The sequence below is a fragment of the Sagittula stellata E-37 genome (genome assembly GCF_039724765.1).
Classification (GTDB): Bacteria; Pseudomonadota; Alphaproteobacteria; order Rhodobacterales; family Rhodobacteraceae; genus Sagittula; species Sagittula stellata.
This window is the reverse complement of the sequence record NZ_CP155732.1, coordinates 44,039-69,461: the sequence shown is the minus strand read 5'-3', so window position 1 is coordinate 69,461 and position 25,423 is coordinate 44,039. Positions and strand designations below refer to the sequence as shown.

The window sequence follows — 25,423 nt, the reverse complement described above, 5'->3', positions numbered from 1 at the left end:
CGTGGCAGAGGACTACGGCAGCGACCTAGCGGGGGCGTCGATCCTGGTGATCGACGACGAACCCGGCATGCGCAATTTCCTCTACAAGACGTTGCAGCCCAGGGTGAAAAGGATCGACCTCGCCGCCTCGCCGGAAGAGGCGACCGCGAAACTGGACGAGAACCACTTCGACCTCGTGATCCTCGACAACGTGATGCCGCGCAAGACCGGGCTGGAATGGGTGACCGAACAGAAGCGGCTCGGCTTCATGGCCGAAACCATCCTGATCACCGCCTATGCCGACCTCGAAACCGCCATCGCCGCGCTGCGGGCCGGTGTCTCCGACTTCGTGCTCAAACCCTTCCGCGCCAACCAGATCCTGGGCGCCGTTGCGCGCACGTTGGACCGCAAGTACCTGCGCCGCGACAACACGCTCCTGCGGCACGAACTCAACAGCGACTCCAATGGGGTCAAGATGCTGGGCACCTCCGACACGCTCGGCGAGGTGCGCGCCATGCTGAAGAAACTCGCGCCGCTGCCGACGCCAGTCCTGTTCACCGGTGAGAGCGGCACCGGCAAGGAACTGGCCGCGCGCCAGCTTCATGCCCTGTCCGACCGTGCGGACCGGCCTTTCGTCGCGGTCAACTGCGCCGCCGTGACCCCCGACCGCATCGCCGAGGAGCTCTTCGGCGACAACGGTGGTGGGGACGGGGCGCTGAAACCGGGTCTTTTCCTGCTGGCCGACGGGGGCACGCTTTTCCTCGACGAGGTGGCGCAGATGCCGATCCAGGTGCAGGCCGCGCTCCTGCGCGTGCTGGAGGACCAGCGTGTCCGCCCCATCGGCGCCGAACGGGAATTCCCCCTCAATCTTCGCCTGCTCTTCGCCACCAATGCCGACCTCGACGCGGCGGTGGCGCAGGGCCGCTTCCGGGCCGATCTCTACCACCGCATGAACGTCGTGCGCATCCACATGCCGCCCCTAAACGAGCGCAGCGAGGACATCACCGAACTCGCCGCCTACTTCATGGAACACTTCGCCTGCGTCCTGGGCCTGCCGGGGCTCGAACTCTCCGCCGACACCCTGCTGAAGATGCGCCGCTACAACTGGCCGGGCAATGTGCGCGAGCTGAAGAACATGATCGAACGCTCGGTGATCCTCGGCCGGTTCCCGCAGGAATTTTCCGGCGATGCCAGGGTGACCGGCGCACGGGCCATCGAAAACCTCGAACAGGTCATGCAGCGCCACATCCTGCACGTGCTGGATCTTTGCGACGGCAACCGGGCCGAGGCCGCGCGCCGCCTCGGTGTCTCACGCAAGACCATCGACCGTCGCGTCGCCGCTTGGGACGGCTAGGCACCGCAACAACTGGACCGAAGCCGGTCCCGTCCCGATGCTTCTTTGCTTCCCAAATACTCTCGGGGGGTCCGGGGGGGCGAAGTCCCCCGGCGGGTCGGGGCGCGTCAGCGCCGCGAAACCGCTCACGCGTTCCAGCGCACCGTGCCCAGTCCCGTCAGATCGTAACCGCCCATCTTTTCCGCCCGGGCCAGCGTGGCCTCCGACTGGCAGAAGACCATCAGCCGCTGCATCGGCGTGTCGAACCAAGCCCGCCGGTTTACCAGCAGGTCAAAGCGCTCCTCCACCAGCGGCACGAAGGGCAGGCCGAAATCCCGTGCGACGGTTTCCAGCCCCAGCGTTGCATCGGCGTCGCCACGGGAGAGGGCCTGCACGGCCTCGGTCTCCGTCCGCGCGACCTCGGCCAGGTCCAGCGCGGCGGCGTCCAGCCCCGCCTTTGCGGCCAGCTGGCGGAACAGCACGTCGCTGCCCGACCCGCCCTGCCGGGGCACCACGCGTCGCCCGGCCAGGTCCTGCATGCCGCTGACGCCCGTCAGATCGCGCCGCAACACCAGCCCGCGCGCGCGGGTGGCGAAACGCACCAGCACGGCGTTCTGGTTGGCAGAGCTGCGCGCCACGCTGGGAATGTTCCACTCCCGACCGTCCGCGTCGTGCAGGTGCAGACCAGCGGCCACGCCCTCGCGCCGGTTGAAGCGCGCTAACCCGTCCGCGGAGCCGTCGAAGTAGCTTGCCAGACCGCAGCGGCTTTCGCGGATCGCCCAGTCCAGAAGCGGATCGTGGCTGCCCAGAACGACCGGCGGCCTCGGCGTCTTGACGACGTGACCGGAGGAATGCGCCTCCAGCCAGTCGCGCACGGCGATCGACGGGAAAAGCAGCTTGCCGGTGGCGCGTGTGCAGGGGACCTCGCCGGACGCGGCGAGGTCGTAGACCTTGCGTTCCTTGATCCGCAACAGATCCGCCAGTTCGGGGACCGTCAGGAATTCCGGCTCATGCATCGCTCTGCCCCTTTGCGGGGCAGACCGTGCCCCTCTCTTCAGCTACCCTGTTCGGGCGCATTGGGGAAGAACAGCTGCTGTCCGTCCACCGTGTAACCGGCGATGGCCTTCTGCCCCTCGTCCGAGACCAGCCAGTCCGAGAACGCCTTGGCCGCTTCGACCTTAACCGCCGGGCACTTCTCGGGGTTCACCGGGATCACGCCGTACTGGTTGAACAGGTCGTCGTCGCCTTCGACCGCGATCTTGTAGTCCTGCTTGTTGGCAAAGCTGATCCAGGTGGCGCGGTCGGTCATCACATAGGCGCCCATGCCGATGCCCGCGTTCAGTGTCGCACCCATGCCGGACCCGGTTTCGCGATACCAGTCGCCGGACCCGGCTGCGGGATCGACGCCGGCCGCCTGCCACAGCGCTTTTTCTTTCTTGTGGGTGCCGGAATCGTCCCCGCGCGACGCGAAGATCGCGCCCTTGTCGGCAATCGCCTTCAGGGCCGCTTCGACGTCCGAGGTGCCGGCCACGCCCGCCGGATCGCCGGCGGGGCCCACGATGACGAAGTCGTTGTACATCAGGTCGGTGCGCGAGGTGCCGCCGCCGTCGGCCACGAATTTCTCCTCTGCGGGCTTGGCGTGCACCAGCAGCACGTCACCGTCGCAGTTTGCGGCGTTCTTGATCGCCTGTCCGGTGCCCACGGCCACAACGTTCACCGTGATGCCGGTCTTGTCCGAGAACAGCGGCAGCAGGTAGTCGTATAGTCCCGAATTGGCGGTGGAGGTGGTCGACTGGACGATGATCGATTCCTCTGCCGACACAGCGAACGGAGCCAGCGCCAGCAGCGCGGCCAGCGTGAAGTTTACGGGTTTCATGAGTTCTCCCTATGTCATGAAGTCAGTTCAGACGACGATCCGGTGTTGCAGGAAGTCGCGGGCAGCGGCGCTGCCCTGGGTTGCAAAAAAGTGATGTGCAGAGGCCTGTTCGGCAACGCGGCCACGGTGCAGGAACACGACCTCGTCCGCGAGCCGCCGCGCTTGCCCGATGTCGTGGGTGATGAGGATCACCTTCACGCCCCGATCATGGGCGCCCTGGATGATCCGTTCGATGGCGAGGACGGAGCCGGGGTCGAGGCTCGCGGTCGGCTCATCCAGGAAAAGCACCTTTGGGTCGAGTGCGAGGGCGCGGGCCAGCGCAAGCCGCTGGGCCTCCCCGCCCGACAGCGCGCGGGCCGGCTGGCGGGCCTTGTCCAGCAGACCCACGTGTTTCAGCAGCGTGGCGCATTTCGACCTGTCGAGCCCGCGCGCCTTCAGCACGAAGTCGATGTTCGCAGCGACAGAGCGGCGCAACAGGATGGGTTTCTGGAAAACGAGGGCCTGCTCGCGCGTGGCCTGCCTGGCCGGGCGGCCGTTCCATGTGACATGGCCCTCTTCGGGCTCGGTCAGACCGTGCATGACCTTCAGCAGCTGGCTCTTACCGGCACCGTTCGGTCCAAGGATCACCGTCAGTCCGGGGCCGTCGAGCGAGAGGTCGAGCCAGTCCAGAACGGGACGACCGCCAAGCCGAACCGTCACGTTATCGAGGCGCAGGTGGGGCGCATCGGCCCCCTGCGGTGTCTTCAGGTCCTGATCGGTCAGATCACGCATGGGCATGCTGTCCTTCCGACGAAAGCCGCAGCGTCTGGACCAGAGCGTTGACGCCAAGCGCGATGGCCATCAGCACGATGCCGAGAGCCAGTGCCAGCGCCAACTCGCCCTTCGACGTCTCCAGCGCGATGGCCGTGGTCATGACCCGGGTCAGGTGGTCGATGTTGCCGCCGACGATCATCACGGCACCGACCTCGGCCACGGCACGGCCGAAACCGGCCAGCGCCACTGTCGTCAGGGCGATGCGTGCGTCCCAGAGAAGCGCCTGAATCACCTGCAGGCGCGTCAGGCACAGGGATCGGAACTGGTCGCGGTATTCGTCGTGCAGATCTTCCAGCACCTGCCGCGACAAGGCGGCCACGATGGGAGTGATCAGGATGGTCTGTGCCACGATCATCGCGGCGGGCGTATAGAGCAGGCCAAGAAAGCCAAGCGGCCCGGCGCGGGACAGACCGAGATAGACAAGCAGGCCCACGACAACCGGCGGCAGGCCCATCAATGCGTTGAGAACGATCAGCACGGCGGCGCGCCCGGGAAAGCGGGCGATGGCCAGCACCGCGCCCAACGTCAGGCCGAACAGGCAGGCGAGGGCGGTGGCCGTCAGGCTGACGCGCAGCGACAGAAGCACGATTTCCAGCAGGTCCGCGGACGGATGCAGCACCAGCCCGAAAGCCAGAGAGAATGCCTCCCCAAAGTCCTGCATGATTTCCGCACGCCTCCCGTCTTCCCACGTGCCATTTTAGGTTTCAGGCAGGCGGGGCGGCAAGGGTAACGATGTCCGGGCGCCTGCTGTGGGCTATGGTGAGCGCGGACAGATTGGCAGGGAGGGTGAGCGGTTTGGGAAGATTTGCAGGATTATGCGGAGCGCTTGTTGTGCTGAGTGATCACGCGTCGCGTTCGGAGTGGTCGACGGCACGGCATTTCCAGCTCTGGATCCGTTCGTTGGGGTGCTCGTTCACCCAGCGCGCCAGTTGCGGTTGCGCGCCCATCATGCAGGCCATGGGGGTGACATCGGTGAACACAAGGCTACGCTCGCGGCACATGTCCATGTCGCCGGGGGCTGCCGCCATGCAGGTCACGAAAAGCAGTTCGATCATCGGGGGCCTCTATCAATACATCCTTTAGTCGTAGTTCCACTATGCGCACGCTAAGGGAAAACAGTGTTAACCGACCGGGCGGTGGCTCGAATTGTCCGGAAAAACAGCCCAAGGAATGCTCAGTACTGCCATGATTGCCCGCCTTTTCATCACGTATTTGGGGCAATGACCCGTTTTGGCCAGCCTTGGTCGCTGCGTGCGCGGCTGACGGCCGGTGCCGTGGCGCTGAGCGCGGTCACCCTGATGACCGCCCTGACCCTGTTTCTGGGGATGGAGCGGGTGGGCGACCGGATGCAGGCGGCCCTGAACGCCGAAGCCCGGATGACCCGTTACGGGACCTTGTCGTCGCAGGTGTCCACCTTCCTCGTCATCGCCACGGAGGCGGTGCAGCGCGGGGTGCCCCGCGAGGAGCGGATGCAAAGGCTTGAACCGGTGGCAGAGAACATCGGCGCCACCTTCATCCTGATCCGCAGCGATCTCGAACGCGCGGTCGGAGAAGCCGAGGCCTCCGGCATCGACCGGCAGTCGCGGCATGCGACGCAGTCGATCACTCTGGCGCGGATGGAGGCGCAGCTTCGGTCCACGTTGACCGGGCTGGATCGTGGCGGTCAGGACGTGCCGGTCCTGCGCGCCCACATCGACGCCTTCGCCAGCAGTTTCGACCCGCTCCTGAACGAGGCGGTCAATGGCGAGGCGATGTTTCGCCGCGAGACACTCAAGGGGATCGAGACGCTGCGAAGGCAGATGATCTGGGCGGCGGCAGCCATGGTTGTCCTCTCGCTTCTGATGGTGGCGGGGTTCACGCTGGGTCTGGTCCGTCCGCAGTTCCGGCGGCTCGAACAATTGCGCGGCACCGCCCGGCGGATCGGGCAGGCGGACTTCGACGTCGCGCTGCCGGAAACGCGGGGCGACGAGATCGGCGCGCTTTTTTCGGAAACCAACCGCATGGCCGCTGCGCTGGCTGCCCGACAGGCCCACGTGCAGGCAGAGTGGGGCCGGCTGGAGGAGGAGATCGCGCAGCGCACCGCCGAGCTGCGCGCCGCCAACGCCCAGCTCGAGGCCGTGGATGCCCGGCGCCGCAGGTTCTTTGCCGATGTCAGCCACGAGCTGCGCACACCGTTGACGGTCATCCTGATGGAGGCACAGATCGGGCGGCAGACCCTTGCGGACGGGGCGGAGATCTTCGGTACAATCGAAAGCCGGGCGGCTCGGCTCAATCGCCGTATCGACGATCTGCTGCGCGTCGCGCGGTCGGACAGCGGCGAACTGGCGCTGGACCCGGGACCGGTCGCCTTGGCTGAAACGCTGCGCGCGGTGGTCGATGAAGTCGGGGCGGAGTGCCGCAGTGCCGGCATCACGCTGGAAACGGAGGCAGGGGAAGGCACCGTCCTTGCCGATCCGAACTGGCTGCGGCAGGTGCTGGTCGGGCTGGTGCGCAACGCCATCCGCCACGCGCGGGACGGCGGCAAGGTTCGGATTGTGGCGGCAGGCGACACGGCGGCGGTGATCGACAACGGTCCCGGCATCCCGGCAGAGGCGCAGTCCCGGATCTTTGACCGCTTCGCACAGGGTCGGAAGGATTCCGCCGGCTTCGGTCTTGGCCTTGCGCTGGCGAAGTGGGTGATCGAAGCGCAGGGCGGAGAGATTGCCGTGACAAGCCCGGTGCCGGATGGGGAGCGGCTGGGTCGCGCGCCGGGGACGAAAGTTTCGGTTCGCTTGCCGGTTGCAGAGGGGTAGGGTGCGGCGATGACCTTGCGCCTTCTCATCGTGGACGACGACCCCGGCATTGCCTCCGCCCTTGCACGGGGAATGGCAATTCACGGGTACGAGGCCCAGACCGAGATGCGGGCCGATACCGCGCTGGCGCACTTGCTGGGCGGCGGGTTCTCCGCGGCGATCGTCGACGTGATGCTGGGCGAGGACAGCGGCATCGACCTTGTGCGGGAGGCGCGCGCCGCGGGAGTGGACGTCCCGGTCCTGATGCTGTCCGCGCTGTCCGAGGTCGAGCAGCGCGCCGCAGGGCTGGAAGCCGGGGCCGACGATTACGTCGTCAAGCCCTTCTCGCTGGACGAGCTGGTGGCGCGGCTTCGCGTGCAGGAGAAACGTGCGGAGGCGCGCCGTCCTCAGCCCGCCACCTTCCGGAAATCCATCCGGCTGCTTTGTCTCGGACCTGCCGAGGTCACGTTGACAGAGCGCGAAGCGGACCTGCTGTTGCTTCTGGTGGGGCAGGGGTCCGAGCCACTGGCACGGGGCGACATCTTCGATGCGCTCTGGGGGGCTGACGGCGCGGCGGATGCACCGGGGAGCGAGAACGTCGTCGACGTCTACATCGGCTATGTCCGCAAGAAGCTGGCCAGGCAGGATTTCGGGTTCGGCATTCGCACGGTGCGGAACAAGGGGTTCTGTATCGAAGGGATTGCGCCGCAAGTCCTCTCATAAATTAAGAATTCCGTTTCCGGTTGCTGCGGGGCAGGGTGCGGACATCGGGGTCCGTTTGGGCCCCTTGTCTTCCTGACGCCTCGCGGCCCCGTCCGGGACCGTCTCTCCCATACCGGCTCCGTTCGTGTGCCGCGGGGCGCCGTAGCTCTCCTTTTTGGTGTGGTGTGCTCCCGGATCACCTGCGCCTGTCGGTATCGCCTTGCGATGACGTCGAGGTGCGGCGCTTTCGGGACCCAAAGGACCGGTCCGCGAATCACTTCGGGAGGGTCTCTTGGGGCGCTGCTGAAAATTGTCATTGTTTTCTGCGGCGCGGCGGAGTTTTTCCGCTAACGGCGCGACGCCCGTTAGCGCCTTTCAAAAAAGGCCTTCGCAACATTGTTGCGCGCGGCGTTGCCTCTGCCTAACTTCTTTCGCGCGGAAACTGTTGCAAATCGGTGTGCGTGGTCTAGCCTTTCGTCAGGGAGGCTTCGATATGCAACACTTCAAGGTTGCAGCGCGTGACGAAGGGATTTCGTCCGTGCTGATTGTGGACGACCATCCACTATTCAGTGACGCGTTGGCCTCGGCGCTGGAGGGGGTGTTCCCGCTCTGCCGCTTCGAGAAAGCGCGTTCTCTCAAACACGCTTTAAAGGTTCTGGACGACGGCTTTGCACCCGATCTGGTCATGTTCGACCTGAAACTGCCCGACGTTCAGGGCATCTCCGGTTTCGTGACATTGCGCGGGCGCCTGCCGGACACGCCGGTCCTGGTGATTTCCTCACTGACCTCCCGGGCGCTGGTACACGCGCTGATGGAAGAGGGCGCCTCTGGCTTCCTGACGAAGGACACGCCGGTGGAGGACCTTCAGCACGCCCTTCAGGAGATCGCCAACGGTCGCAAGCATGTTCCGATGGAGTACCGCCAGAACCCTGTGGCCGAGGTGTCGGAGGCCGATGGCAGCGACATGAATGCCAAGCTGGCGGCACTGACACCGCAGCAGAAGAAGGTCATCAAGCTGATCTGCGCGGGCAAGCCGAACAAGCAGATCGCCTATGAGCTTCAATTGGCCGAGGCGACGGTCAAGGCCCATATCACGGCGCTTCTGCGGCGGCTGGGGGTCAACAACCGGACCCAGGCGGCGCTGATGGTCGAGGCTGCCAACAAGGCCGTCGCGCCCGATGTCGAGGTGGAACCGGAAGCGCGCAACTTCCTGTGTCGCTGAAGCATGGCGCGCGATGAGACCGGGCCGGATCTTCCGGCCTATGTTACCGTTGGACGGTCCGAAAATGCGGACCCGGCGTGCGCAGCCCGAGAGGCCGCGCGGAATGTCAGCGCGCATGAGCTGTGTTTCGTCATTGCCCTGATTCCGGCAGCGATGGATTCCGATGTGGTGGCCGAGGTTTTCGCCGAGGAGCTCGAAAGCGTACCGGTCTTCGGCTGCACCACCGCGGGGCAGATCACGCCCTTCGGGTACGAGAACGACGCGCTTCTGCTGATCGGCTTCCGCAAGGAACACTTTCGCTGTGCGTCCACGCTGATCACGCCGCTGAAGCCGCTGTCCATCGCCCATATCTTCGAGACGATGACTCGCCAAAACGGCAAGTTCATCCATACCGCAGGGTGGAACCGACTGGCGCTGGTCTTTGCCGACGGGTTGTCGAAGCAGGAGGATCTGCTGGCGTCGGTGCTGGAAAGCGTGCTGGAAGGTGTGCCGGTGTTCGGCGGGTCGGCCGGCGACGGCATGGCCTTCGAGCGGACGCAGATCCTGCACAAGGGCCGGTTCCACGATAACGCCGCGCTGGTCCTGCTGGTCGAGACAGACCTTTATTTCCAGGGGGTAAGCTTCGACCACTTCCTGCCCGAGGGCCACGAGTTGGTCATCACCGAGGCCAACACCGAAGAGCGGCTGGTCACGGAGATCAATGGAGCGCCGGCGGCCAAGGAATATGCCCGGCTCGTCGGCTGCACCGTGGCAGAGCTGACGCCGCAGGTTTTTGCCGAGAACCCGATGCTGGTCTGCCACAAGCAGGCGCATTACGTCCGGGCCATCGCCGACGTGCTGGAAGGCAACACGCTGTCCTTCCTCGCCGCCATCGACGATGGGTTGATCATGGTCATGGGCCGCGGCAAGGAAATCATCGAGACGCTCGAGGCCGAACTGAACCTGACCGATGCGATGGGTCGGCAGCCTGACTTCATCCTCGCCTTCGACTGCGTGTTGCGGAAGCTTGAAATCGAGGAGAAGAAGCTGGACGAACAGGTGTCGGAGATCTTCCGGCGCCGCAAGGTCCTTGGGTTCAATACCTATGGCGAACAGCACTGCGGGCTCCACATGAACCAGACCTTCGTGGGCGTCGCCTTCTACGGTCCGAGGGGGAGCCTTCTGCCGTGAACCTGATCGACCCGCTGGAACCGCCCGAACTCCAGCTTCTGCGGCAGGACAGGATCATCGAGGCTCTGGTGCGCCGGGCCATGCGGCAGAACGATGTCGGACAGACGGCCTACAGCGCCTTCCAGTCGGCCATCGAGTTGCAGGCGCAGGTGGCGGCCAAGACCCGGGATCTGGAACGCGCCGCCGACGAGCTTGAGACCACCCGTTTCGAGCGCGAACGCACGCGGCGCAATCTGGACGAGGCGCTGGCCGCCATGGGCGAGGGCTTTGCCCTGTTCACAGAGGGCCAGCTTGGCATCTGCAACGACCTGTTTCAGCATCTGCTGCCGGACGTATCGGACCGGATCGTGCCGGGGCTGCCACTGCCGGAGTACTTCGAACTTTTGGCGCAAAGCCGCTTCGTGATCTCCACCGACCGCCAGATCGGCGCGAAAGACGGACCGCTGCCCGGTGCCTCCATGGTCATCGAGGTGACCGAGGACCGTTTCTACCAGCTTTCCACGCAGCGCACGTCGATGGACAACACCGTTCTGCTGCTGAGCGACATCACCGCCGTGGTCCGCCAGAACCGGAGTGAAAAGGAACACCTGATCGACCGGCAGGCCGACTACCTGCAAGCGGTGTTCGAGAACATGACCAGCGGGGTGTGCAGCTTTTCGGCCAACGGCGACGTGGTGATGCACAACCAGCAATTCCGAAAGCTGACCGGGCTGCCGATGACGGTGTTGCGGAAGGGCATGAACATGGCGCGGCTGCTGCAGCTCATGTCGATACGGGGCTTCATCGCGGACCATTCGCTGCTCCAGGTGGACGAATGGCGGAGGCAGCTCTTGCGGCAGGGACGGCTGCGGCGGCAGGTGCGCAGCCGCACCGGGCAGGTGTTCGACCTGCAGGGCAACCGTTTGCCGGATGGCGGCTTCCTCGTGGAACTGAAGGACGTGACGCTTGAGATCCGGGCCACCGAGACGCTGGAAAAACGCGTGCTGGAACGCACCCGCGAACTGACCGAAACCAATGCACGCCTCACCCAGCAATACGAGGAAAAGGCCCGCGTCGAGGAAGAGCTGCGCGTCGCCAAGGAACGGGCCGAGGCGGCGGTCTCGTCCAAGACGCGCTTCCTGGCCGCAGCCAGCCATGACCTGCTGCAACCGATCAACGCCGCCAAACTGCTGATCGCCACCCTGCAAACGAACTCGGCCGGATCGGTTCACGAGCCCATGGTGGACCGGCTTAAAGGGGCGTTCACCTCTATCGAACAGCTTCTGCACGCGCTTCTGGACATTTCGCGGCTGGACAGCGCCGACCACGACACGGTGCATCCGACGACGCTTTGTCTTGGCCAGATCATGCAAACGATCTTTGAGGACCAGATGCCGCTGGCGCAGAAGCGGAACGTGGCGCTTCGCATGGTGCCCTGCATGTGCTGGGTCAGGTCCGATCCGGTGTACCTGTTGCGCTCGATCCAGAACCTGGTGGTGAACGCGATCCAGTACACCGAGCCGGGCGGCAAGGTCGTGCTGGGGTGCCGCAGGCGGGGGGACAAGATCGAGCTTCAGGTGCTGGACACGGGCATCGGCATCGGGCCGGAGGACCAGTGCCGCATCTTCGAGGAGTTCGCCCGCGCGGGCAACGTGCCTGTCGGGTCGGGTGTCGGGCTGGGCCTGTCCATCGTGGAGCGCACCTGCCGACACCTCGGCCATCGCCTGTGGATGTCGTCCGAGGTGGGCGTCGGGTCGAAGTTCTGTATCGAGTTCGACGTGGTCGAAGCCGATACGGCGCTGTCCGCTCCCAAGGTACCGCCGCAAAGCGAAGAAAGTCTTGAGGGCTTCATCGCACTGGTGGTGGAGAACGATGAGAACGTGCTGTTCGCGACGTGCCAGACACTTGAGACCTGGGGCGCCAGCGTGCTGGGCGCGCGCTCTACGGAGGAGGCGATCGGCCACCTGCGCGACATGGGCATCCCGCCCGACATCATGCTGGTGGACTATCAGCTGGACGGCGACGACACCGGCCTGTCGACCATCGCGCGGGTCAGGGCCGAATTCGGCACGCTTGTTCCCGCGATCATGATCACCGCCGACCGGCGCGACCGGCTGCTGCGGGCAGGCGCCGAACAGGACTTTTCCGTCATGACGAAGCCGGTGCAGGTGTCGCGCCTGCGCCCGCTGATCGACTGGAAGATCCGGGGCGGGGCAACAGGGACCGAGCCGAAAGTCGGCAATGACAGGGCCGGGCCTGCAGCTAGTCTCGGGTGAGGGAGGATTTCGACATGCGCAAGACGATGCTTTTCGCCGCGCTCTGTCTCGGGCTGGCCGGACCGGCTGCGGCAGAGACCCTGGGCGGACAGGAGACCTACGACCTGCTGTTCCGCTCGGGCACGCTCGATCCGGTGGGAAAGGACAAGGCGCTGAGCTACACGCGCGAGGTGGTGAACGCGCTGAAACCGGAAGCCGCAGTGCGCGACACCGGTACGATCCGCATGTCGTTCGAGCAGCAGCAAGCCCTGATGGCGGAGTTGGAGTTTCGCCAGAACGGCAAACACCGGGGCCTGGGCAAGTTCCCGGCCAGCGTCGGCAACCCGATGATCATGTACTTCTACGAAACCGTGGTGCGGGACATGGCCGAGGCTGCGGGCGGCAGCCCGTTCTACATCCGCAACCGCGTGAAGGAGGCGCTGATCCGCCCCAGCGAAGTGGTCGAGGGCGAGGCCATGCTGGATGGCCGCTCGGTATCGACGCAGACGGTGGTGCTGCATCCTTTCGAGAACGATCCGAACCGTGACCGCATGCAGGGCTTCGGGGACCTTGCTTTGGCGGTCACCATGTCCGAGGACGTGCCGGGCTGGTATCTGAGCCTCGTGGCGGAGGTGCCGGGCGAAGAGGGCGCGCCAGTCTACCGGTCGGAGATCGACTTCGAAAGCCTGGAGGCGGAGGGTTCGGAATGACCCATGCGCTAACTGACCACGCAAGGCCGTCCCGTGGTGCACAGACGCTCCGCGTCGCAAACAAGCGGTTATTGCCCCGTCTTCCCTCCCCTATCTTCGGAACAGAAGGGTTAAGAACCGGTTTCCGCCGTGCGGCGGTTCTCGGGCAATCCGGGCTATCGGGGATGGTTCGGGTGAGCGCCACGCTCTGTGCGGTCGCGCTGACTGTCATGCCGGGCGGCGTGCAGGCGCAGGACATGGCGCAGCGCTACAACGATTACCCCACGGCAGCACGGGCGGACTACGTCTTTGCCTGCATGGCGACCAATGGCCGGTCCCGGCTGACGCTCGAAAAATGCTCCTGCTCGATCGACGAGATCGCCTCCATTCTGCCCTACGAGAAGTACCTGCAGGCTGAAACGGTGCTGTCGATGCGCCGCACAGGGGGGGAGCGCATGGCCGTGTTCAACAGTGCGGTCGCGGCGCAGAACCTCGTGACCGACCTGCGCCGGGCGCAGGCCGAGGCCGAGGTGGTCTGCTTCTGATCCGCTAGCCCTGCGCGTCCTTCGGCAGGCTCTGTTCGAACACGTTGCCCTCGGTGTCGGTCGCCTTCACCGTCAGGGCGGGTGCGCCGTTGTCGGTGTAGGAGAAACGGAACGCAGGGTTTTCGGAAATCGAGATGCCGCCGTCCATGGTGAACAGCATTTCCTCGCCCTGCCAGACCTCCATGTGGTCGATGAAGTGGGCGGGGATGAACAGTTGCGTCACCTGATTGCGCTGCAAGCCGGAATAATTCGGATGGCGCAACATGATCTGTGCCTCGCGACGGGCCGTCGACATCTCCGGCTCACCGAAAAGGCGCAGCTTCATCTGGCCGAGGTTGGCCATCATCTCGGACGGATCGCGGGAGGCAGGGGCAGAGCAGCCGCCCGACGCCTTTACGAACCGGCCTGACATGAATGTGCCCTCCGGCGTTTCCGTCAGCACGCGAACGTTGGAATACTGGTTCACCCTGACACGCAGTTCGAAATCCACCGGTGCCATCGCGGCGCCGAAGGTCAGTTCTGCCGCCACCGGCGCCGGGTTCTCGTCGATCACCACCGTCGCCTTGTCGATCTCGGCCGTCAGGTTGGTCTGCTTAAGGACAATCGGCACCGTCGCCGCATCGTGCGCGCGATAGGGGGCGTCGATGGAAAGCGGGCTCTCGGCGTCGGAGATCACGGCGTCGCCGATCACGTCGAAGCGCAGATCCTCCCAGGTTTGGCCCGGGACGAGCGGGTTCTCCACCGTCCCTGCCACGGCGGGAGCGGCCATCAACAGGGCCAGCGCGGTGGCCAGTCTGAAAGTGTGTGCCATACCTCCTCCTTTTGCATGGTGTGTCGCGAAGCGTGACACGCGGACCGGCATCGCGATAGCGGGCAATAAGTCTGTGTGGTTTGCCACCGTGGCTGTGGCAGGCTGTCCGAGGGAGGAAGGTCCATGTTCGAAGCGGTTGTCATGCTGTGCCTGACAGCGGGGGGCGACACCTGCCGCAATGTGCTGTTGCCGGGATACGAGGCCGGGACGCAGCTGGAATGCGAGGCGAAGATCGCGGCGCAACCGCCTGACGGACCGGTGTTTTCCCGTGGCGTTGTGAAGGGCGTCCCGACTTGCGTGCCGGCCGGGCCGGTGTTGGACCTCGAAGAGGTGGCGCCGGGCGTATGGGTCCACGAAGGGCTGATCGAGGAGCCGGACGCAGAGAACGGCGGCGATGTCTCAAATCTCGCGATCGTGATCGGTAGGGACAGCGTTGCCGTGATCGACAGCGGGTCGGCGCGCTGGATCGGCGAATCGCTCTGGCGGGCGATCCGGGCGAAGACCCCGTTGCCGGTCAGCCATGTCATCCTGACACATGTGCATCCCGATCACGTCTTTGGCGCGGCCGTTTTCGCAGAGGCCGGGGCAGAGATCGTCGGTCATCAAGGGCTGCCGCGCGCTTTGGCGGACCGGGAAGAGAACTACCTCGACAGCCTCGACAGGTTGGTGGGCGCGCAGCGCATGCTCGGGACGGAGACGCCAAAGGTGACGCGGACGGTTGCCGAGGCCGACCGGATCGACCTCGGCGGGCGCGTCCTGCGGCTGCACGCATGGCCCGCCGCGCATACCACCGTGGACCTGACGGTCTTCGACGAAACGACCGGAACGCTTCTGGCGGGAGACCTGCTGTTCGACCTTCACACACCCGCGCTGGACGGCAGTCTGCGCGGCTGGCAATCGGTCCTTGCCGAACTGGAAGGGCAGGGGACGCAAGCGGTGCCCGGGCATGGCGGACCCATCCTGCTCTGGCCCGAGGGCGCCGCGCCTTTGAAGCGCTACCTCGACACGCTGGCGCGCGACACGCGCGCGGCCATCGATGCGGGCGACCGGCTGGGCGAGGCCGTGACGCATATCGCTCAAAGCGAGCGCGACGCATGGGATCTGTTCGATGCCTATAACGCCCGCAACGCCACCGTCGCCTTTACGGAACTCGAATGGGAGTGATCAGCCGGACACCACGCCCTGCAACAGTTGCGAAATCGCGTAGAGCCGCTTTTCCAGCAGCACCGGCGTTTCGCAGAGGTAGGTGATGGACTGCTGGCGGTCGGTGTAGATCGTCTGGTCCCAGTCCAGCTGTTCCTCCAGCGCGTCGACCTTGTCGAAATCCGGGTCGTCCAGCGCCATCTCCGTGTCCATCTCTTGCCGGGCGGCCTCGATGCGTTCGGACAGGGAAATCTGGCTTAGCGAGAAATCCCCGATGCCGCCGATGATCCGGGAGCGGCGGCCGTTCAGACTTGCAAAGGTCTCCTCGAAGACCAGCCCCAGAAGCGCGGGATCGCCTCCGTTGCGCTCGGCAAAGGCCGTGACGTCGGCCTGAAGGTCGGGCACCTCGATACGGCGGATGGCGAGTTTCGCGGCGAGCTGTTCGATCTCCCGTCTCAGCGCCGGGTCTTCCGGCATGGTTTCGGGAATCGGGTGCGGCCACATCAGGCCCTCCGACAGGCGCTCTACCTTTCGTTGAATGCAGGGCCAGGTCGGGTCGGAGTAGTCGGCGGCGGCAAGCGGTGTGGCGGCACATAAGGCCAGCGCAAAAAGTGCCTTGCGTGTCAGCATGGTGGAAGTCCTCCCTTGATGCACAAGGATGCCAAAGCGCACCCCCGGCTGTCCATGCCGACCGAATGCATCCGATGGTCTGCATTGTGTCGGTATACCGCAGCCCACCATACTCGGATCAAACAGTCCGGGCGCATTGACGCCCGGGCCAGGGAGGAAGACAGAGATGAGAACACGCGCTGCCGTGGCCGTTGCGGCCGGCAAACCCCTCGAGATCATGGAAGTGGAACTGGAAGGCCCGAAGAAGGGAGAGGTTCTGGTCGAGATAAAGGCGACAGGTCTTTGTCACACCGACGAATTTACCCGCTCGGGCGACGATCCTGAGGGCATCTTCCCGGCGATCCTCGGCCACGAAGGCGCGGGCGTGGTGATCGAAGTCGGCGAGGGTGTGACCAGCCTTGAGGTCGGCGACCACGTGATCCCGCTCTACACGCCCGAGTGCCGCGAATGCGAATACTGCCTGCATCCGAAGACCAACCTCTGCCAGTCCATCCGGTCGACGCAGGGTCAGGGTCTGCTGCCGGACGGAACTACCCGTTTCAAGATGCTCGATGGCACGCCGATTCACCATTACATGGGCTGTTCGACCTTCGCGAACCACACGGTCGTGCCGGAAATCGCGTTGGCGAAGATCGACAAGAACGCGCCGTTCGACAAGGTCTGCTACATCGGCTGCGGCGTGACGACAGGCATCGGCGCCGTCATAAATACCGCCAAGGTTGAAATTGGCAGCCGCGCCGTGGTGTTCGGTCTGGGCGGTATCGGTCTGAACGTGATCCAGGGCCTGCGGCTGGCGGGTGCGGACCAGATCGTCGGCGTCGACCTGAACGACGACAAGGAAGAGATGGGCCGCCACTTCGGCATGACCGATTTCGTGAACCCGTCGAAGATCGACGGCGACGTGGTTGCGCATCTGGTCGAACTGACAAAAGGCGGCGCGGACTACACCTTTGACGCCACGGGCAATGTGAAGGTCATGCGGCAGGCGCTGGAATGCGCGCACAAGGGCTGGGGCGAGTCGATCATCATCGGCGTGGCGCCCGCGGGTGCCGAGATTGCCACCCGTCCTTTCCAGCTTGTCACCGGTCGCGTCTGGCGTGGCACGGCCTTCGGCGGCGCCAAGGGGCGCACGGATGTCCCAAAGATCGTCGACTGGTACATGCAGGGCAAGATCGAGATCGACCCGATGATCACCCACAAGCTGAAGCTGGAGGAGATCAACCACGGCTTCGAACTGATGCACGAGGGCAAGTCCATCCGCGCAGTCGTGGAGTTCTGAGGCGTCATGGAAACCATCTCCGAAAATCGCTGCTTCGGAGGCGTGCAGGGCGTCTACAAGCACGACTCCAACACCTGCGGATGCGAGATGACGTTTGCCGTCTATCTGCCGCCGCAGGCCGAGGAGTCGCCGGTGCCGGTCCTGTGGTACTTGTCGGGACTGACCTGCACGCATGAGAATGCCATGACCAAGGGCGGCCTTCAGGAACACGCCGCGCGTCACGGTCTTGCGGTGGTCTTCCCCGACACCTCGCCGCGCGGCGAAGGCGTTGCCGACGACGATGCCTATGACCTGGGGCAGGGCGCCGGGTTCTACGTGAACGCGACGCGCAGCCCGTGGAAGCCGCATTTCAGGATGTACGATTATGTCGTGAACGAGTTGCGGGACATCGTGACCAAGGGATTTCCCGTCCTCGACCGGCACGGGATCACCGGACACTCGATGGGCGGGCACGGCGCCCTGACCATTGCGATGCGCAACCCGGACCTGTTCGATAGCCTGTCCGCTTTCGCTCCGATCGCCAATCCGACGCAGAGCGATTGGGGCCGCAAACAACTCTCGGCTTACCTTGGTGACGACGAGGCGGCCTGGTCGGATCACGATGCGACCTTGTTACTAGAAGACAAAGGCTGGAAAGGAGATATCTTGGTCGATCAGGGAGGGGCCGATCAGTTTCTAGAATTGTTGAAGCCCGATGCCCTGGCGGGCATGATGACCCGCTGCCGCCAACCCGGCACGTTCCGGATGCAGAAGGGATACGACCATTCGTACTTCTTCGTTAACTCGTTCGCCGGAGACCACATCGCGTGGCATGCAGAGCGGCTCAACTAGAGCAATCCAGACCACCAAGGAAAAACTATGATCAAACATCTCATCGGCGCATCGATACTGACCCTGCTTCCCGTTCTTGCCGCGGCAGAAAGCCATGGCGGCATGGACGGCGACGCCAAGAAGGGCGAGCGCGTGTTCCGCAAGTGCCAAGCCTGCCATGCCGTGGGCGAGGACGCAAAGAACAAGGTCGGTCCTGTCCTGAACGGGGTCGTTGGCCGCCCGGTCGCAAGCGTCGAAGACTTCGCCTATTCCGACACGCTCAAGGAGATGGGCGCGGAGGGCAAGACCTGGACGCCCGAAGACCTCGCCGCTTTCCTTGAGAAGCCGCGCGACTATGCCAAGGGCACCAAGATGGCCTTTGCCGGCCTGCGCAAGGAAGAAGAGCGCGCCGACGTGATCGCGTTCCTCATGACCCACAAGATGGGGGAATAAAAGAATTCGCCGTGCCGCCGGGAGGGAGAGAACCGGCGGCACGGTGTCAACCGGCAGGGTCCCAAAGACCCGGCCAGAAAACGGCGAAACACGCCACATCGGGAGGAAGACAATGAAATCGTTAAAGCTTCTCACATCGGGCATCGCCCTTTGCTGCGCCACCACGGCGATGGCAAACAGCGATCTGATTGAGCAGATGGATAACCCCGCTCAGTGGGCGATCCAGACCGGCGACTACAAGAACCAGCGCTATTCCGAACTTGATCAGATCAACAAGGACAACGTCAGCGACCTGCAGGTGGCATGGACCTTCTCAACCGGCGTTCTGCGCGGGCACGAGGGCTCGCCGCTGGTGATTGGCGACGTGATGTACGTGCACACGCCGTTCCCGAACATTGTCTACGCGCTCGATCTGACGCAGGAAGGCAAGATCATCTGGAAGTACGAGCCGAAGCAGAATCCGGACGTCATCCCGGTGATGTGCTGTGACACCGTGAACCGCGGTGTGGCCTATGCCGACGGTAAGATCTTCCTGCACCAGGCCGACACCAAGGTTGTCGCGCTCGATGCGAACACCGGTGAAGTGGTCTGGGAAGTGCAGAACGGCGACCCGTCCATCGGCGAGACCAACACCGCCACCGTGCTGCCGGTCAAGGACAAGGTCATCGTCGGCATCTCCGGCGGCGAATTCGGTGTCCGCGGCTCCGTTACGGCCTACAACATGGAAACCGGCGAGCAGGAATGGCGCGCCTACTCCATGGGTCCGGACGAAGACATCCTGATGGATCCGGAAAACACCACCAACCTGGGCGAACCCGTGGGCGCCGATTCCGGCACCAACACCTGGGAAGGCGACCAGTGGATGATCGGCGGCGGCACCACCTGGGGCTGGTACTCGGTCGATATGGAAGAGAACCTGATCTACTACGGCACCGGCAACCCGTCGACGTGGAACCCGTCGCAGCGTCCCGGCGACAACCGCTGGTCCATGACGATCATGGCCCGCGACATCGACAGCGGCATGGCCAAGTGGGTCTACCAGATGACCCCGCATGACGAATGGGACTTCGACGGCGTCAACGAGATGATCCTGACCGAGCAGGAAGTCGACGGCGAACAGCGCAAGCTGCTGACCCACTTCGACCGGAACGGTCTGGGCTACACCCTCGACCGCGTGACCGGTGAACTGCTGGTGGCCGAAAAGTACGACCCGGCGGTGAACTGGACCACCGGCGTCGACATGGACCCGGACTCCGACACCTATGGCCGTCCGGCCGTGGTGGCGCAGTACTCGACTGAGCAGAACGGCGAGGACGTCAACTCCACCGGCATCTGCCCGGCGGCGCTCGGTTCCAAGGACCAGCAGCCGGCGGCCTACAGCCCGAAGACCGAGCTGTTCTACGTCCCCACCAACCACGTCTGCATGGACTACGAACCGTTCCGCGTGTCCTACACCGCAGGTCAGCCCTACGTGGGTGCGACCCTTGCGATGTACCCGGCGCCGGACAGCCACGGCGGCATGGGCAACTTCATCGCATGGGACAACATCAACGGCGAGATCAAGTGGTCGCTGCCTGAGCAGTTTTCCGTGTGGTCCGGTGCCCTGGCAACCGCGGGGGACGTGGTCTTCTACGGCACGCTCGAAGGCTACCTGAAGGCCATCGACTCCGAGACGGGTGACGAGCTTTACCGGTTCAAGACCCCCTCGGGCATCATCGGCAACGTGATGACCTACGAGCAGGGCGGCAAGCAGTACATCGGCATCCTCTCGGGTATCGGTGGCTGGGCCGGCATCGGTCTCGCGGCCGGTCTGACGAACCCGAACGACGGTCTGGGTGCCGTGGGCGGCTACGCGGCCCTCAGCGACTACACCGCGCTCGGCGGCCAGCTGACCGTGTTCGCACTGCCGGATTGATCTGACCATTCCGCACCTGGGGCCGGCACGCCAAAGCCGCGTGCCGGCCCCTCCTTCCAAGACACAGCCGAAAGGTGATCCCACATGATGCGCCACGCATCCCGAATTCTTGCAGCAGTGGCCGCCTCGGCGCTGCTTCCCGCCGTGGCGGCTGCCCAGAGCTGGAGCGACCAGCCGGTGAAGCCGGCCGACCACGAGGCAGAGTTTGCCGTGTCCTACGAGGACGGCGGCATCTACTACAACGAGGAAGACATCCCGACCTACAACGTGGCCGAGGACGGCACGGTCGACTGGCTGACCTTCTCCGGTTTCCGCCGCTATCACTCCGAATGCCATGTCTGCCACGGACCGGATGGCGAAGGCTCTTCCTATGCACCGAAGATCAAGAACTCCGCCGTGCACATGGGATACTACGATTTCTACGATGTCGTGGTGAACGGACGGCAGAACGGCAACTCCGTCATGCCCCACTTCGGCGACAACCAGAACGTCATGTGCTACCTGAACGACATCTATGTCTACCTGTCCGCCCGCGGTATGGACGCGGTGCCGCGTGGCCGCCCGCCGAAGAAGGAAGCGAAATCCGACCTCATCAGAGAGCAGGAAGATGCGTGCATGGGCTAAGATAACCCTGTGCTTCACCCTCGCGCTGTCCGGCCTCGTTGGCTGGGCCGCGCGCGGAGAGGCGCAGACCTCGGACCTCGTGTCCACGTCGAGCCTGCGCGTCTGCGCCGACCCGGGCAACCTGCCGATGTCCGGCAAGGAACAGCCCGGGTACGAGAACAAGCTGGCCGACCTGATCGGCGAGAAGCTGGGCCTGCCGGTGACCTACACCTGGTATCCGATGGCCACCGGCTTCGTGCGCAACACGCTGAAGGCCAAGACCTGCGATGTCATCATGGGCTATGCGCAGGGGCACGAACTGGTCCTCAACACCAACCACTACCTGACCTCCGTCTTCGCGCTGATCGTGCCGAAGGAGGGCGATCTGGCCGATGTGACCACACTCTCCGACGAGGCCTTGAAGGGCAAGCGGATCGGCATCATCGCGGGCTCGCCCCCGGCCGACCACATGGCCCGCAACGGCCTGATCGGAAAGGCGAAACCCTATGCGCTCGTGGTCGACCGCCGCTATGAAAGCCCGGCTGAGAACATGCTGAACGACCTCGACGAAGGGACGATCGACGCGGCGATCCTCTGGGGCCCGATCGGCGGGCCGCTGGTGAAGTCCGATCACCCCGACCTGAAGGTCATCCCGCTGATCCACGAAACGCTGCCGCCCAAGATGTACTATCGCATCACCATGGGCGTCCGGCAGGGCGAGAAGGTCTGGCAGCGCAAGCTCAACTCCCTGATCCGCCGCCACCAGGACGAGATCAACGCGATACTCGCCGAAGCCGGCGTGCCGATGGTCAACGACATGGGCGATGCGGTCCTGGACGTGATGCAATGAAACCCGTCGCGGCGCTGGTCTTGATCCTTTCGGGCCTCGCCGCGCCGGTGGGCGCCAAGGGGGTGCCGGAACCCGACGGCTACCGCATGGAAGACTTCCGCGCGCCGGTGCCCGAGACGCTGTCAGGCGGCACGGTGCTCGACGCGGAAGAGGCTTACCGGATGTGGCAGGCGGGCGAAGCCGCCTTCATCGACGTGCTGCCACAGGCCCCGCGCCCGCCGAACCTGCCGAAAGGCACGATCTGGCGCGACAAACCCCACGACACGATCCCCGGCGCGCTCTGGCTGCCCAATGTCGGCTACGGCGCGATCGCCGACGTCACGGCGCAGTATTTTCGCCGCGGCCTGGAGAAGGCGACATCTGGCGATCTTTCCTATCCGGTTGTCTTCTTCTGCCTCGACGACTGCTGGATGAGCTGGAACGCCGCGAAGCGCGCACACGAATGGGGCTACACCGATGTATACTGGCTGCCCGAAGGTACGGACGGCTGGACCTTCATGGATTACCCGGTGGAACGCGTCACCCCGATGGAAGGACAACCCCAGGCGGACTAGGGGGCTCCGCCCCCCGCTTCGCTCCCCCCGAGGTATTTGGACCAAGATGAAGCAGCGTCTCTGCCCCCTTCATCTTGGCGAAAAATACCTCGGGGGAGGCGCTCCGACGGAGCGGTGGGGGCGGAGCCCCCTTGGCATGCGAACGACCTTTCAGGATACGACGTAGTCTTCAGAACCCGGCGATGTCCTTGTGGGCCGTGGCAACCGTGCCGTCTGTGTCGGTCATCGTCACATCGACGGACCGGGTGCGGCCGGGGACGGACATGCCGAGGCGCGGGTTTTCCGACAGAGAGATCGAGCCAGTGACATCCACGTAGCCCGCGCCGTCGAGGTCGATCTGCACGTCCTCGACATAGCGCATGGGAATGTACAACAAGGATATCTGATCCATCTGCATTCCCGAGTGCGAGGGGTGCGAGATGTCCACGTCGAGCCGCTTCTGTCTGTTGGCGAGCGCTTCGAGCCGGCCTCTGGTGTCGGCACCGGGCAGAAGGTCCGCAAGTTCCAGCTCCATTTCGCCCAGCGTCGCCAGCGCTTCCTTGGGGTCGGTCCCCGGCGGCGCGGCACAGGCGCCCTGGCCGGAGGTCTTCACGAAGCCTTCGGCCAACCAGAGGCGGCCGTCCGTGGTTTCGGCGACCACGTGCAGCGGGGTTGGGCCGTTCACCCGCATGGTCACGTCGAAAAAGAAGGAGGGCAGGGGTGTGTCCAGTGCGAAGACCGCCGAGACCGGCATCGGGTTCTCGTCCAGCACCAGCGTCACGGTGCCGATGTTCAGGCCTTCGGGTGCGCGTACCATCGCGGCAATCTGTGTACGGCTGTCGTTCTGTGTCCGGTAGGGTGCGTCGATCGCGATCATGTCGCCGCCGTCCAACAGCGCGCGGTCCCCGTAGAGTTGCAGCGCAATGGAGTCCCACGCTTCCCCGGCCGAGACGGGCAGGGCAGTGGTGCCGAGCAGCACCGCGAAAACCAGTTCTTTCATTCCGTTCCTCCCGTGATGAAGCGGCCGAAGGCGCGGGGGCCGTCGGCTGTCTCGATGGCGTCGACGATTTCGAGGCTCTTTGCGTCGATCACTTCGACCGTGTTCTCGAACCAGTTGGCGACGACCACATGTGCGCCATCCGGCGTGGTGTCGATGCCTTCGGGGTATTCTCCCACATCGAGCGTGGCGACGGTCGACAGATCGCCGAGCGCGATCACCGAGACGGTGTTTGCGTACTGGTTGGTCACGAAGGCGCGCCCCTGCGCAAAGGCCACGCCGTAAGGGCGTTCGCCCACCGGCACTGTGGCGAGGGTTTCGCCACTGGCTGGGTCGAGCACGGTCACATCGTTCGAACCCACGTTGCCGACGAACAGCCGCCCGTCCGGGGCGAAACGCAGGCCGAAGGGGCGGGTGCCGACCTTGATCCGGTGTGCGACCTTTAGCGCTGCGGCGTCGAAGACGGAGACCTGGTCGGCGTCCTTGTCGGCAGAGGCAAGGAAGCGGCCATCGGGCGAAAGGGTCAGACCGGCGGGCGCCGCACCGGTCGAAAGTTGCGAAAGCGTTGACAGGTTGACGGCTGTCAACTCCCAGATCCGGGCGTTGTACCAGTCGGAGACGAAGAGCCTTCCCCGGGCCTCGTCCAGCACGATGCCTATAGGGCCGCCGTCCAGCGTGGTTTCGGCCAGAAGAGCGCCGTCGGGCGACAGATGGCGGACCGTCTTGCTGTCGGGCGATACGGTGTAGACCGATCCGTCGGAGGCCACGGCAACCCCGGCCGGTTTGCCCGGCACGTCCCAGCGCGCCACTTCCTCGCCCGTCCCGAGGTCGATGACGCTGAGCGCGTCGCCGTTCTGACAGGTGACGAAGGCGCGGTCCCCCGCCGACAGCGGTCCCGTTCCGACCACCGCAGCGGCGAGGGCCGCGGCCAGGGTGCGCCTAGCTCGCCGCACCGAACCGCTCGACCAGGGCATCGAGCCCGGCCTGGTACACGGCGGTGACTGCAGCGATGGCGGCCTCGTCGTTCAACTCTTCCGGCGGATCGTTGTTGGGGTAGCCGCGGTAGAACGCGCCGCGCCATTCGACGATGGAGCCACCGCCGTCGCGCGGCTTGACCGTCAGGTGGGACGAGTAGTTGGTGACCGGCAGGACCTCCACATTGTCTTCGCGGATGCGGTAGGAGTAGGTCATCTTTTCGGCGTCGTACTTGTAGAGCACTTCCTTCAGGAGCGGGCCGTCGGCCCCCTGGTCCGACAGATAGAGGTCGCGTGTCGCGTCGATCTCGTTGCCGTTCTCGCCGGTCGAGGACACGACCGCGGGGTGCCAGGACATGTCCTGGAAATCGCCGACGGCTGCCCAGACCTCGGCCGGGTCGGCTGCAACCTCGGTCGTCACGGTGACCTTCTGGCGCGTCGGTCCGTGCGCCAGCGCCATGCCGGGCACGAGGCCCGCGGCTGCCGCGGTCATCAGGAAATGACGTCTTTTCATTTTTCCTCCCTTTCGAAAAATGCCGTCTTCAGGATGTAGCGCATGCCGCGCATCCAGGAGTCGTCGGTGTTGCCGCGAATGTCGACGACCCGGCCCTTCACCGTCTCGCCGGTGTCCGCGTCGCGCAATTGCAGGTTCATGGTCAGGATCAGGTTGGAGATCTTCTGAACCTCTCCGACCAGCGCGTAGTCGGCGCCCAGTTCCCTGGCCATCCGGGCGTCGCAGCCGTAGCACTTGGCCGGGTTTGCCACCCGATCCAGTTTCTCTGCCACGGGCGCGATATCGACCAGGTCGTATCCCTCTTTCCGGAAGCGGTCGGCGACGAGGGTTTCCAGCGCGCCGATGCGGGCTTCTTCTGCATCGTGGCCGCCCGTCGCGGTCTGAAGCGTGCCGTCGAGGAGGGTGATTCCGAAGAACGCAATCTTCTCGTCGGCCGCGCAGGGAGCGGCCAATGTCAGGCACAGGAAGATCGCGAAGCGCCGCATGGCCCCCTTCTTAGAAATTAAGAGTCGAGAGACATCGTGGCTGGGCTAGGGTTTGGCTGGCAACACGCCCAAAGGTATCGGTTGCGAAAAGA

27 protein-coding genes are annotated in these 25,423 nt (G+C 64.8%); 16 read left to right on the top strand and 11 right to left on the bottom strand.

Annotation, left to right across the window (positions count from 1 at the left end; all coding sequences use genetic code 11):
• The first annotated feature begins 1 nt into the window (after nucleotide 1).
• On the top strand, nucleotides 2-1,333 hold the full coding sequence (locus tag ABFK29_RS24600) for a sigma-54-dependent transcriptional regulator (protein WP_005864006.1): 1,332 nt from the start codon (nucleotides 2-4) through the stop codon (nucleotides 1,331-1,333).
• Nucleotides 1,334-1,458: 125 nt separating this feature from the next.
• Here the strand turns inward: ABFK29_RS24600 and ABFK29_RS24595 are convergent, their stop codons facing one another.
• From ABFK29_RS24595 to ABFK29_RS24575, 5 genes are all read right to left on the bottom strand, one after another.
• Nucleotides 1,459-2,328 (bottom strand): helix-turn-helix transcriptional regulator, encoded by an 870-nt coding sequence (locus tag ABFK29_RS24595; RefSeq protein ID WP_005864004.1) that lies wholly within the window; start codon nucleotides 2,326-2,328, stop codon nucleotides 1,459-1,461.
• 38 nt (nucleotides 2,329-2,366) lie between these two features.
• Nucleotides 2,367-3,188 (bottom strand): substrate-binding domain-containing protein, encoded by an 822-nt coding sequence (locus tag ABFK29_RS24590; RefSeq protein WP_005864001.1) that lies wholly within the window; start codon nucleotides 3,186-3,188, stop codon nucleotides 2,367-2,369.
• Between the two features lie 27 nt (nucleotides 3,189-3,215).
• Nucleotides 3,216-3,959, bottom strand: a complete 744-nt coding sequence (locus ABFK29_RS24585; RefSeq protein WP_050772499.1) for an ATP-binding cassette domain-containing protein — start codon at nucleotides 3,957-3,959, stop codon at nucleotides 3,216-3,218.
• The gene (locus ABFK29_RS24580; RefSeq protein WP_005863997.1) at nucleotides 3,952-4,662 is read right to left on the bottom strand and encodes an ABC transporter permease; all 711 of its coding nucleotides are present in this window, start codon (nucleotides 4,660-4,662) and stop codon (nucleotides 3,952-3,954) included. The genes ABFK29_RS24585 and ABFK29_RS24580 overlap by 8 nt, the downstream gene beginning before the upstream one ends.
• 181 nt (nucleotides 4,663-4,843) lie before the next feature.
• Entirely contained in the window at nucleotides 4,844-5,056 is a 213-nt protein-coding gene (locus ABFK29_RS24575) for a hypothetical protein (RefSeq protein ID WP_005863995.1), read from the bottom strand.
• A gap of 165 nt (nucleotides 5,057-5,221) precedes the next feature.
• On the opposite strand from ABFK29_RS24575, the gene ABFK29_RS24570 reads away from it, so the two are divergent.
• From ABFK29_RS24570 to ABFK29_RS24540, 7 genes are all read left to right on the top strand, one after another.
• Nucleotides 5,222-6,793 (top strand): sensor histidine kinase, encoded by a 1,572-nt coding sequence (locus ABFK29_RS24570; protein ID WP_005863993.1) that lies wholly within the window; start codon nucleotides 5,222-5,224, stop codon nucleotides 6,791-6,793.
• Nucleotides 6,794-6,802: 9 nt separating this feature from the next.
• Nucleotides 6,803-7,495 carry a response regulator transcription factor gene (locus tag ABFK29_RS24565; protein WP_005863991.1) on the top strand — a complete coding sequence of 231 codons (693 nt, stop codon included), beginning with the start codon at nucleotides 6,803-6,805 and terminating at the stop codon, nucleotides 7,493-7,495.
• 472 nt (nucleotides 7,496-7,967) lie between these two features.
• Complete coding sequence (locus ABFK29_RS24560) at nucleotides 7,968-8,696, top strand: response regulator (protein WP_005863990.1); 729 nt, start codon at nucleotides 7,968-7,970, stop codon at nucleotides 8,694-8,696.
• 3 nt (nucleotides 8,697-8,699) lie between these two features.
• A complete protein-coding gene (locus tag ABFK29_RS24555) occupies nucleotides 8,700-9,866 on the top strand; it encodes an FIST N-terminal domain-containing protein (RefSeq protein ID WP_005863988.1) in 1,167 nt (388 codons plus the stop codon).
• Nucleotides 9,863-12,121, top strand: coding sequence for a PAS domain-containing hybrid sensor histidine kinase/response regulator (locus ABFK29_RS24550; RefSeq protein WP_005863986.1), 2,259 nt, complete (start codon nucleotides 9,863-9,865; stop codon nucleotides 12,119-12,121). The genes ABFK29_RS24555 and ABFK29_RS24550 overlap by 4 nt, the downstream gene beginning before the upstream one ends.
• Nucleotides 12,122-12,135: 14 nt before the next feature.
• Complete coding sequence (locus tag ABFK29_RS24545; RefSeq protein WP_005863984.1) at nucleotides 12,136-12,810, top strand: hypothetical protein; 675 nt, start codon at nucleotides 12,136-12,138, stop codon at nucleotides 12,808-12,810.
• Nucleotides 12,811-12,974: 164 nt separating this feature from the next.
• The gene (locus ABFK29_RS24540; RefSeq protein ID WP_005863982.1) at nucleotides 12,975-13,334 is read left to right on the top strand and encodes a hypothetical protein; all 360 of its coding nucleotides are present in this window, start codon (nucleotides 12,975-12,977) and stop codon (nucleotides 13,332-13,334) included.
• A gap of 4 nt (nucleotides 13,335-13,338) precedes the next feature.
• On the opposite strand, the gene ABFK29_RS24535 is transcribed toward ABFK29_RS24540, so the two are convergent.
• Nucleotides 13,339-14,103 carry a quinoprotein dehydrogenase-associated SoxYZ-like carrier gene (locus ABFK29_RS24535; protein ID WP_430459352.1) on the bottom strand — a complete coding sequence of 255 codons (765 nt, stop codon included), beginning with the start codon at nucleotides 14,101-14,103 and terminating at the stop codon, nucleotides 13,339-13,341.
• Nucleotides 14,104-14,268: 165 nt separating this feature from the next.
• Between ABFK29_RS24535 and ABFK29_RS24530 the strand changes: the two genes are divergently transcribed.
• Entirely contained in the window at nucleotides 14,269-15,309 is a 1,041-nt protein-coding gene (locus ABFK29_RS24530) for a quinoprotein relay system zinc metallohydrolase 2 (RefSeq protein ID WP_005863978.1), read from the top strand.
• On the opposite strand, the gene ABFK29_RS24525 is transcribed toward ABFK29_RS24530, so the two are convergent.
• Nucleotides 15,310-15,918 (bottom strand): hypothetical protein, encoded by a 609-nt coding sequence (locus tag ABFK29_RS24525; RefSeq protein WP_005863976.1) that lies wholly within the window; start codon nucleotides 15,916-15,918, stop codon nucleotides 15,310-15,312. It abuts the gene before it with no gap.
• 166 nt (nucleotides 15,919-16,084) lie between these two features.
• Between ABFK29_RS24525 and ABFK29_RS24520 the strand changes: the two genes are divergently transcribed.
• The 7 genes from ABFK29_RS24520 (at nucleotide 16,085) to ABFK29_RS24490 (ending at nucleotide 22,382) form a co-directional block, all read left to right on the top strand.
• Nucleotides 16,085-17,197, top strand: a complete 1,113-nt coding sequence (locus ABFK29_RS24520) for an S-(hydroxymethyl)glutathione dehydrogenase/class III alcohol dehydrogenase (RefSeq protein ID WP_005863974.1) — start codon at nucleotides 16,085-16,087, stop codon at nucleotides 17,195-17,197.
• Between the two features lie 6 nt (nucleotides 17,198-17,203).
• Nucleotides 17,204-18,028: an S-formylglutathione hydrolase gene (gene fghA, locus ABFK29_RS24515; protein WP_005863972.1), complete on the top strand. Its 825-nt coding sequence runs from the start codon at nucleotides 17,204-17,206 to the stop codon at nucleotides 18,026-18,028.
• Nucleotides 18,029-18,055: 27 nt separating this feature from the next.
• Complete coding sequence (locus tag ABFK29_RS24510; RefSeq protein ID WP_005863970.1) at nucleotides 18,056-18,460, top strand: c-type cytochrome; 405 nt, start codon at nucleotides 18,056-18,058, stop codon at nucleotides 18,458-18,460.
• A gap of 112 nt (nucleotides 18,461-18,572) precedes the next feature.
• The gene (gene xoxF5 / locus ABFK29_RS24505; RefSeq protein WP_040605234.1) at nucleotides 18,573-20,375 is read left to right on the top strand and encodes a lanthanide-dependent methanol dehydrogenase XoxF5; all 1,803 of its coding nucleotides are present in this window, start codon (nucleotides 18,573-18,575) and stop codon (nucleotides 20,373-20,375) included.
• An 84-nt stretch (nucleotides 20,376-20,459) separates the two neighbouring features.
• A complete protein-coding gene (locus ABFK29_RS24500) occupies nucleotides 20,460-20,999 on the top strand; it encodes a c-type cytochrome, methanol metabolism-related (protein ID WP_005864216.1) in 540 nt (179 codons plus the stop codon).
• Nucleotides 20,983-21,828 (top strand): substrate-binding domain-containing protein, encoded by an 846-nt coding sequence (locus tag ABFK29_RS24495; RefSeq protein WP_005864215.1) that lies wholly within the window; start codon nucleotides 20,983-20,985, stop codon nucleotides 21,826-21,828. The genes ABFK29_RS24500 and ABFK29_RS24495 overlap by 17 nt, the downstream gene beginning before the upstream one ends.
• Entirely contained in the window at nucleotides 21,825-22,382 is a 558-nt protein-coding gene (locus tag ABFK29_RS24490; RefSeq protein ID WP_005864214.1) for a PQQ-dependent catabolism-associated CXXCW motif protein, read from the top strand. The genes ABFK29_RS24495 and ABFK29_RS24490 overlap by 4 nt, the downstream gene beginning before the upstream one ends.
• Nucleotides 22,383-22,551: 169 nt before the next feature.
• Here ABFK29_RS24490 and ABFK29_RS24485 read toward each other — a convergent pair whose 3' ends face one another.
• From ABFK29_RS24485 to ABFK29_RS24470, 4 genes are read right to left on the bottom strand one after another with little or no spacing between them, the layout of a single operon-like run.
• Complete coding sequence (locus tag ABFK29_RS24485) at nucleotides 22,552-23,361, bottom strand: quinoprotein dehydrogenase-associated SoxYZ-like carrier (RefSeq protein ID WP_005864213.1); 810 nt, start codon at nucleotides 23,359-23,361, stop codon at nucleotides 22,552-22,554.
• Nucleotides 23,358-24,332 (bottom strand): beta-propeller fold lactonase family protein, encoded by a 975-nt coding sequence (locus ABFK29_RS24480; protein ID WP_050772505.1) that lies wholly within the window; start codon nucleotides 24,330-24,332, stop codon nucleotides 23,358-23,360. The genes ABFK29_RS24485 and ABFK29_RS24480 overlap by 4 nt, the downstream gene beginning before the upstream one ends.
• Complete coding sequence (locus tag ABFK29_RS24475; protein WP_005864211.1) at nucleotides 24,298-24,846, bottom strand: SRPBCC family protein; 549 nt, start codon at nucleotides 24,844-24,846, stop codon at nucleotides 24,298-24,300. Before ABFK29_RS24475 ends, ABFK29_RS24480 begins: the two co-directional genes overlap by 35 nt.
• Nucleotides 24,843-25,331, bottom strand: a complete 489-nt coding sequence (locus ABFK29_RS24470) for a DUF3280 domain-containing protein (RefSeq protein ID WP_005864210.1) — start codon at nucleotides 25,329-25,331, stop codon at nucleotides 24,843-24,845. The genes ABFK29_RS24475 and ABFK29_RS24470 overlap by 4 nt, the downstream gene beginning before the upstream one ends.
• Between the last annotated feature and the right edge of the window lie 92 nt (nucleotides 25,332-25,423).

What these genes read in the sequence shown, in the direction of transcription:
- ABFK29_RS24595 (WP_005864004.1), bottom strand. Translation starts at nt 2,328, where the DNA reads ATGCATGAGCCGGAATTCCTGACGGTCCCCGAACTGGCGGATCTGTTG.
- ABFK29_RS24590 (WP_005864001.1), bottom strand. Translation starts at nt 3,188, where the DNA reads ATGAAACCCGTAAACTTCACGCTGGCCGCGCTGCTGGCGCTGGCTCCG.
- ABFK29_RS24585 (WP_050772499.1), bottom strand. Translation starts at nt 3,959, where the DNA reads ATGCGTGATCTGACCGATCAGGACCTGAAGACACCGCAGGGGGCCGAT.
- ABFK29_RS24580 (WP_005863997.1), bottom strand. Translation starts at nt 4,662, where the DNA reads ATGCAGGACTTTGGGGAGGCATTCTCTCTGGCTTTCGGGCTGGTGCTG.
- ABFK29_RS24575 (WP_005863995.1), bottom strand. Translation starts at nt 5,056, where the DNA reads ATGATCGAACTGCTTTTCGTGACCTGCATGGCGGCAGCCCCCGGCGAC.
- ABFK29_RS24570 (WP_005863993.1), top strand. Translation starts at nt 5,222, where the DNA reads ATGACCCGTTTTGGCCAGCCTTGGTCGCTGCGTGCGCGGCTGACGGCC.
- ABFK29_RS24565 (WP_005863991.1), top strand. Translation starts at nt 6,803, where the DNA reads ATGACCTTGCGCCTTCTCATCGTGGACGACGACCCCGGCATTGCCTCC.
- ABFK29_RS24560 (WP_005863990.1), top strand. Translation starts at nt 7,968, where the DNA reads ATGCAACACTTCAAGGTTGCAGCGCGTGACGAAGGGATTTCGTCCGTG.
- ABFK29_RS24555 (WP_005863988.1), top strand. Translation starts at nt 8,700, where the DNA reads ATGGCGCGCGATGAGACCGGGCCGGATCTTCCGGCCTATGTTACCGTT.
- ABFK29_RS24545 (WP_005863984.1), top strand. Translation starts at nt 12,136, where the DNA reads ATGCGCAAGACGATGCTTTTCGCCGCGCTCTGTCTCGGGCTGGCCGGA.
- ABFK29_RS24540 (WP_005863982.1), top strand. Translation starts at nt 12,975, where the DNA reads ATGGTTCGGGTGAGCGCCACGCTCTGTGCGGTCGCGCTGACTGTCATG.
- ABFK29_RS24535 (WP_430459352.1), bottom strand. Translation starts at nt 14,103, where the DNA reads ATGGCCGCTCCCGCCGTGGCAGGGACGGTGGAGAACCCGCTCGTCCCG.
- ABFK29_RS24530 (WP_005863978.1), top strand. Translation starts at nt 14,269, where the DNA reads ATGTTCGAAGCGGTTGTCATGCTGTGCCTGACAGCGGGGGGCGACACC.
- ABFK29_RS24525 (WP_005863976.1), bottom strand. Translation starts at nt 15,918, where the DNA reads ATGCTGACACGCAAGGCACTTTTTGCGCTGGCCTTATGTGCCGCCACA.
- ABFK29_RS24520 (WP_005863974.1), top strand. Translation starts at nt 16,085, where the DNA reads ATGAGAACACGCGCTGCCGTGGCCGTTGCGGCCGGCAAACCCCTCGAG.
- fghA (WP_005863972.1), top strand. Translation starts at nt 17,204, where the DNA reads ATGGAAACCATCTCCGAAAATCGCTGCTTCGGAGGCGTGCAGGGCGTC.
- ABFK29_RS24510 (WP_005863970.1), top strand. Translation starts at nt 18,056, where the DNA reads ATGATCAAACATCTCATCGGCGCATCGATACTGACCCTGCTTCCCGTT.
- xoxF5 (WP_040605234.1), top strand. Translation starts at nt 18,573, where the DNA reads ATGAAATCGTTAAAGCTTCTCACATCGGGCATCGCCCTTTGCTGCGCC.
- ABFK29_RS24500 (WP_005864216.1), top strand. Translation starts at nt 20,460, where the DNA reads ATGATGCGCCACGCATCCCGAATTCTTGCAGCAGTGGCCGCCTCGGCG.
- ABFK29_RS24495 (WP_005864215.1), top strand. Translation starts at nt 20,983, where the DNA reads ATGCGTGCATGGGCTAAGATAACCCTGTGCTTCACCCTCGCGCTGTCC.
- ABFK29_RS24490 (WP_005864214.1), top strand. Translation starts at nt 21,825, where the DNA reads ATGAAACCCGTCGCGGCGCTGGTCTTGATCCTTTCGGGCCTCGCCGCG.
- ABFK29_RS24485 (WP_005864213.1), bottom strand. Translation starts at nt 23,361, where the DNA reads ATGAAAGAACTGGTTTTCGCGGTGCTGCTCGGCACCACTGCCCTGCCC.
- ABFK29_RS24480 (WP_050772505.1), bottom strand. Translation starts at nt 24,332, where the DNA reads ATGCCCTGGTCGAGCGGTTCGGTGCGGCGAGCTAGGCGCACCCTGGCC.
- ABFK29_RS24475 (WP_005864211.1), bottom strand. Translation starts at nt 24,846, where the DNA reads ATGAAAAGACGTCATTTCCTGATGACCGCGGCAGCCGCGGGCCTCGTG.
- ABFK29_RS24470 (WP_005864210.1), bottom strand. Translation starts at nt 25,331, where the DNA reads ATGCGGCGCTTCGCGATCTTCCTGTGCCTGACATTGGCCGCTCCCTGC.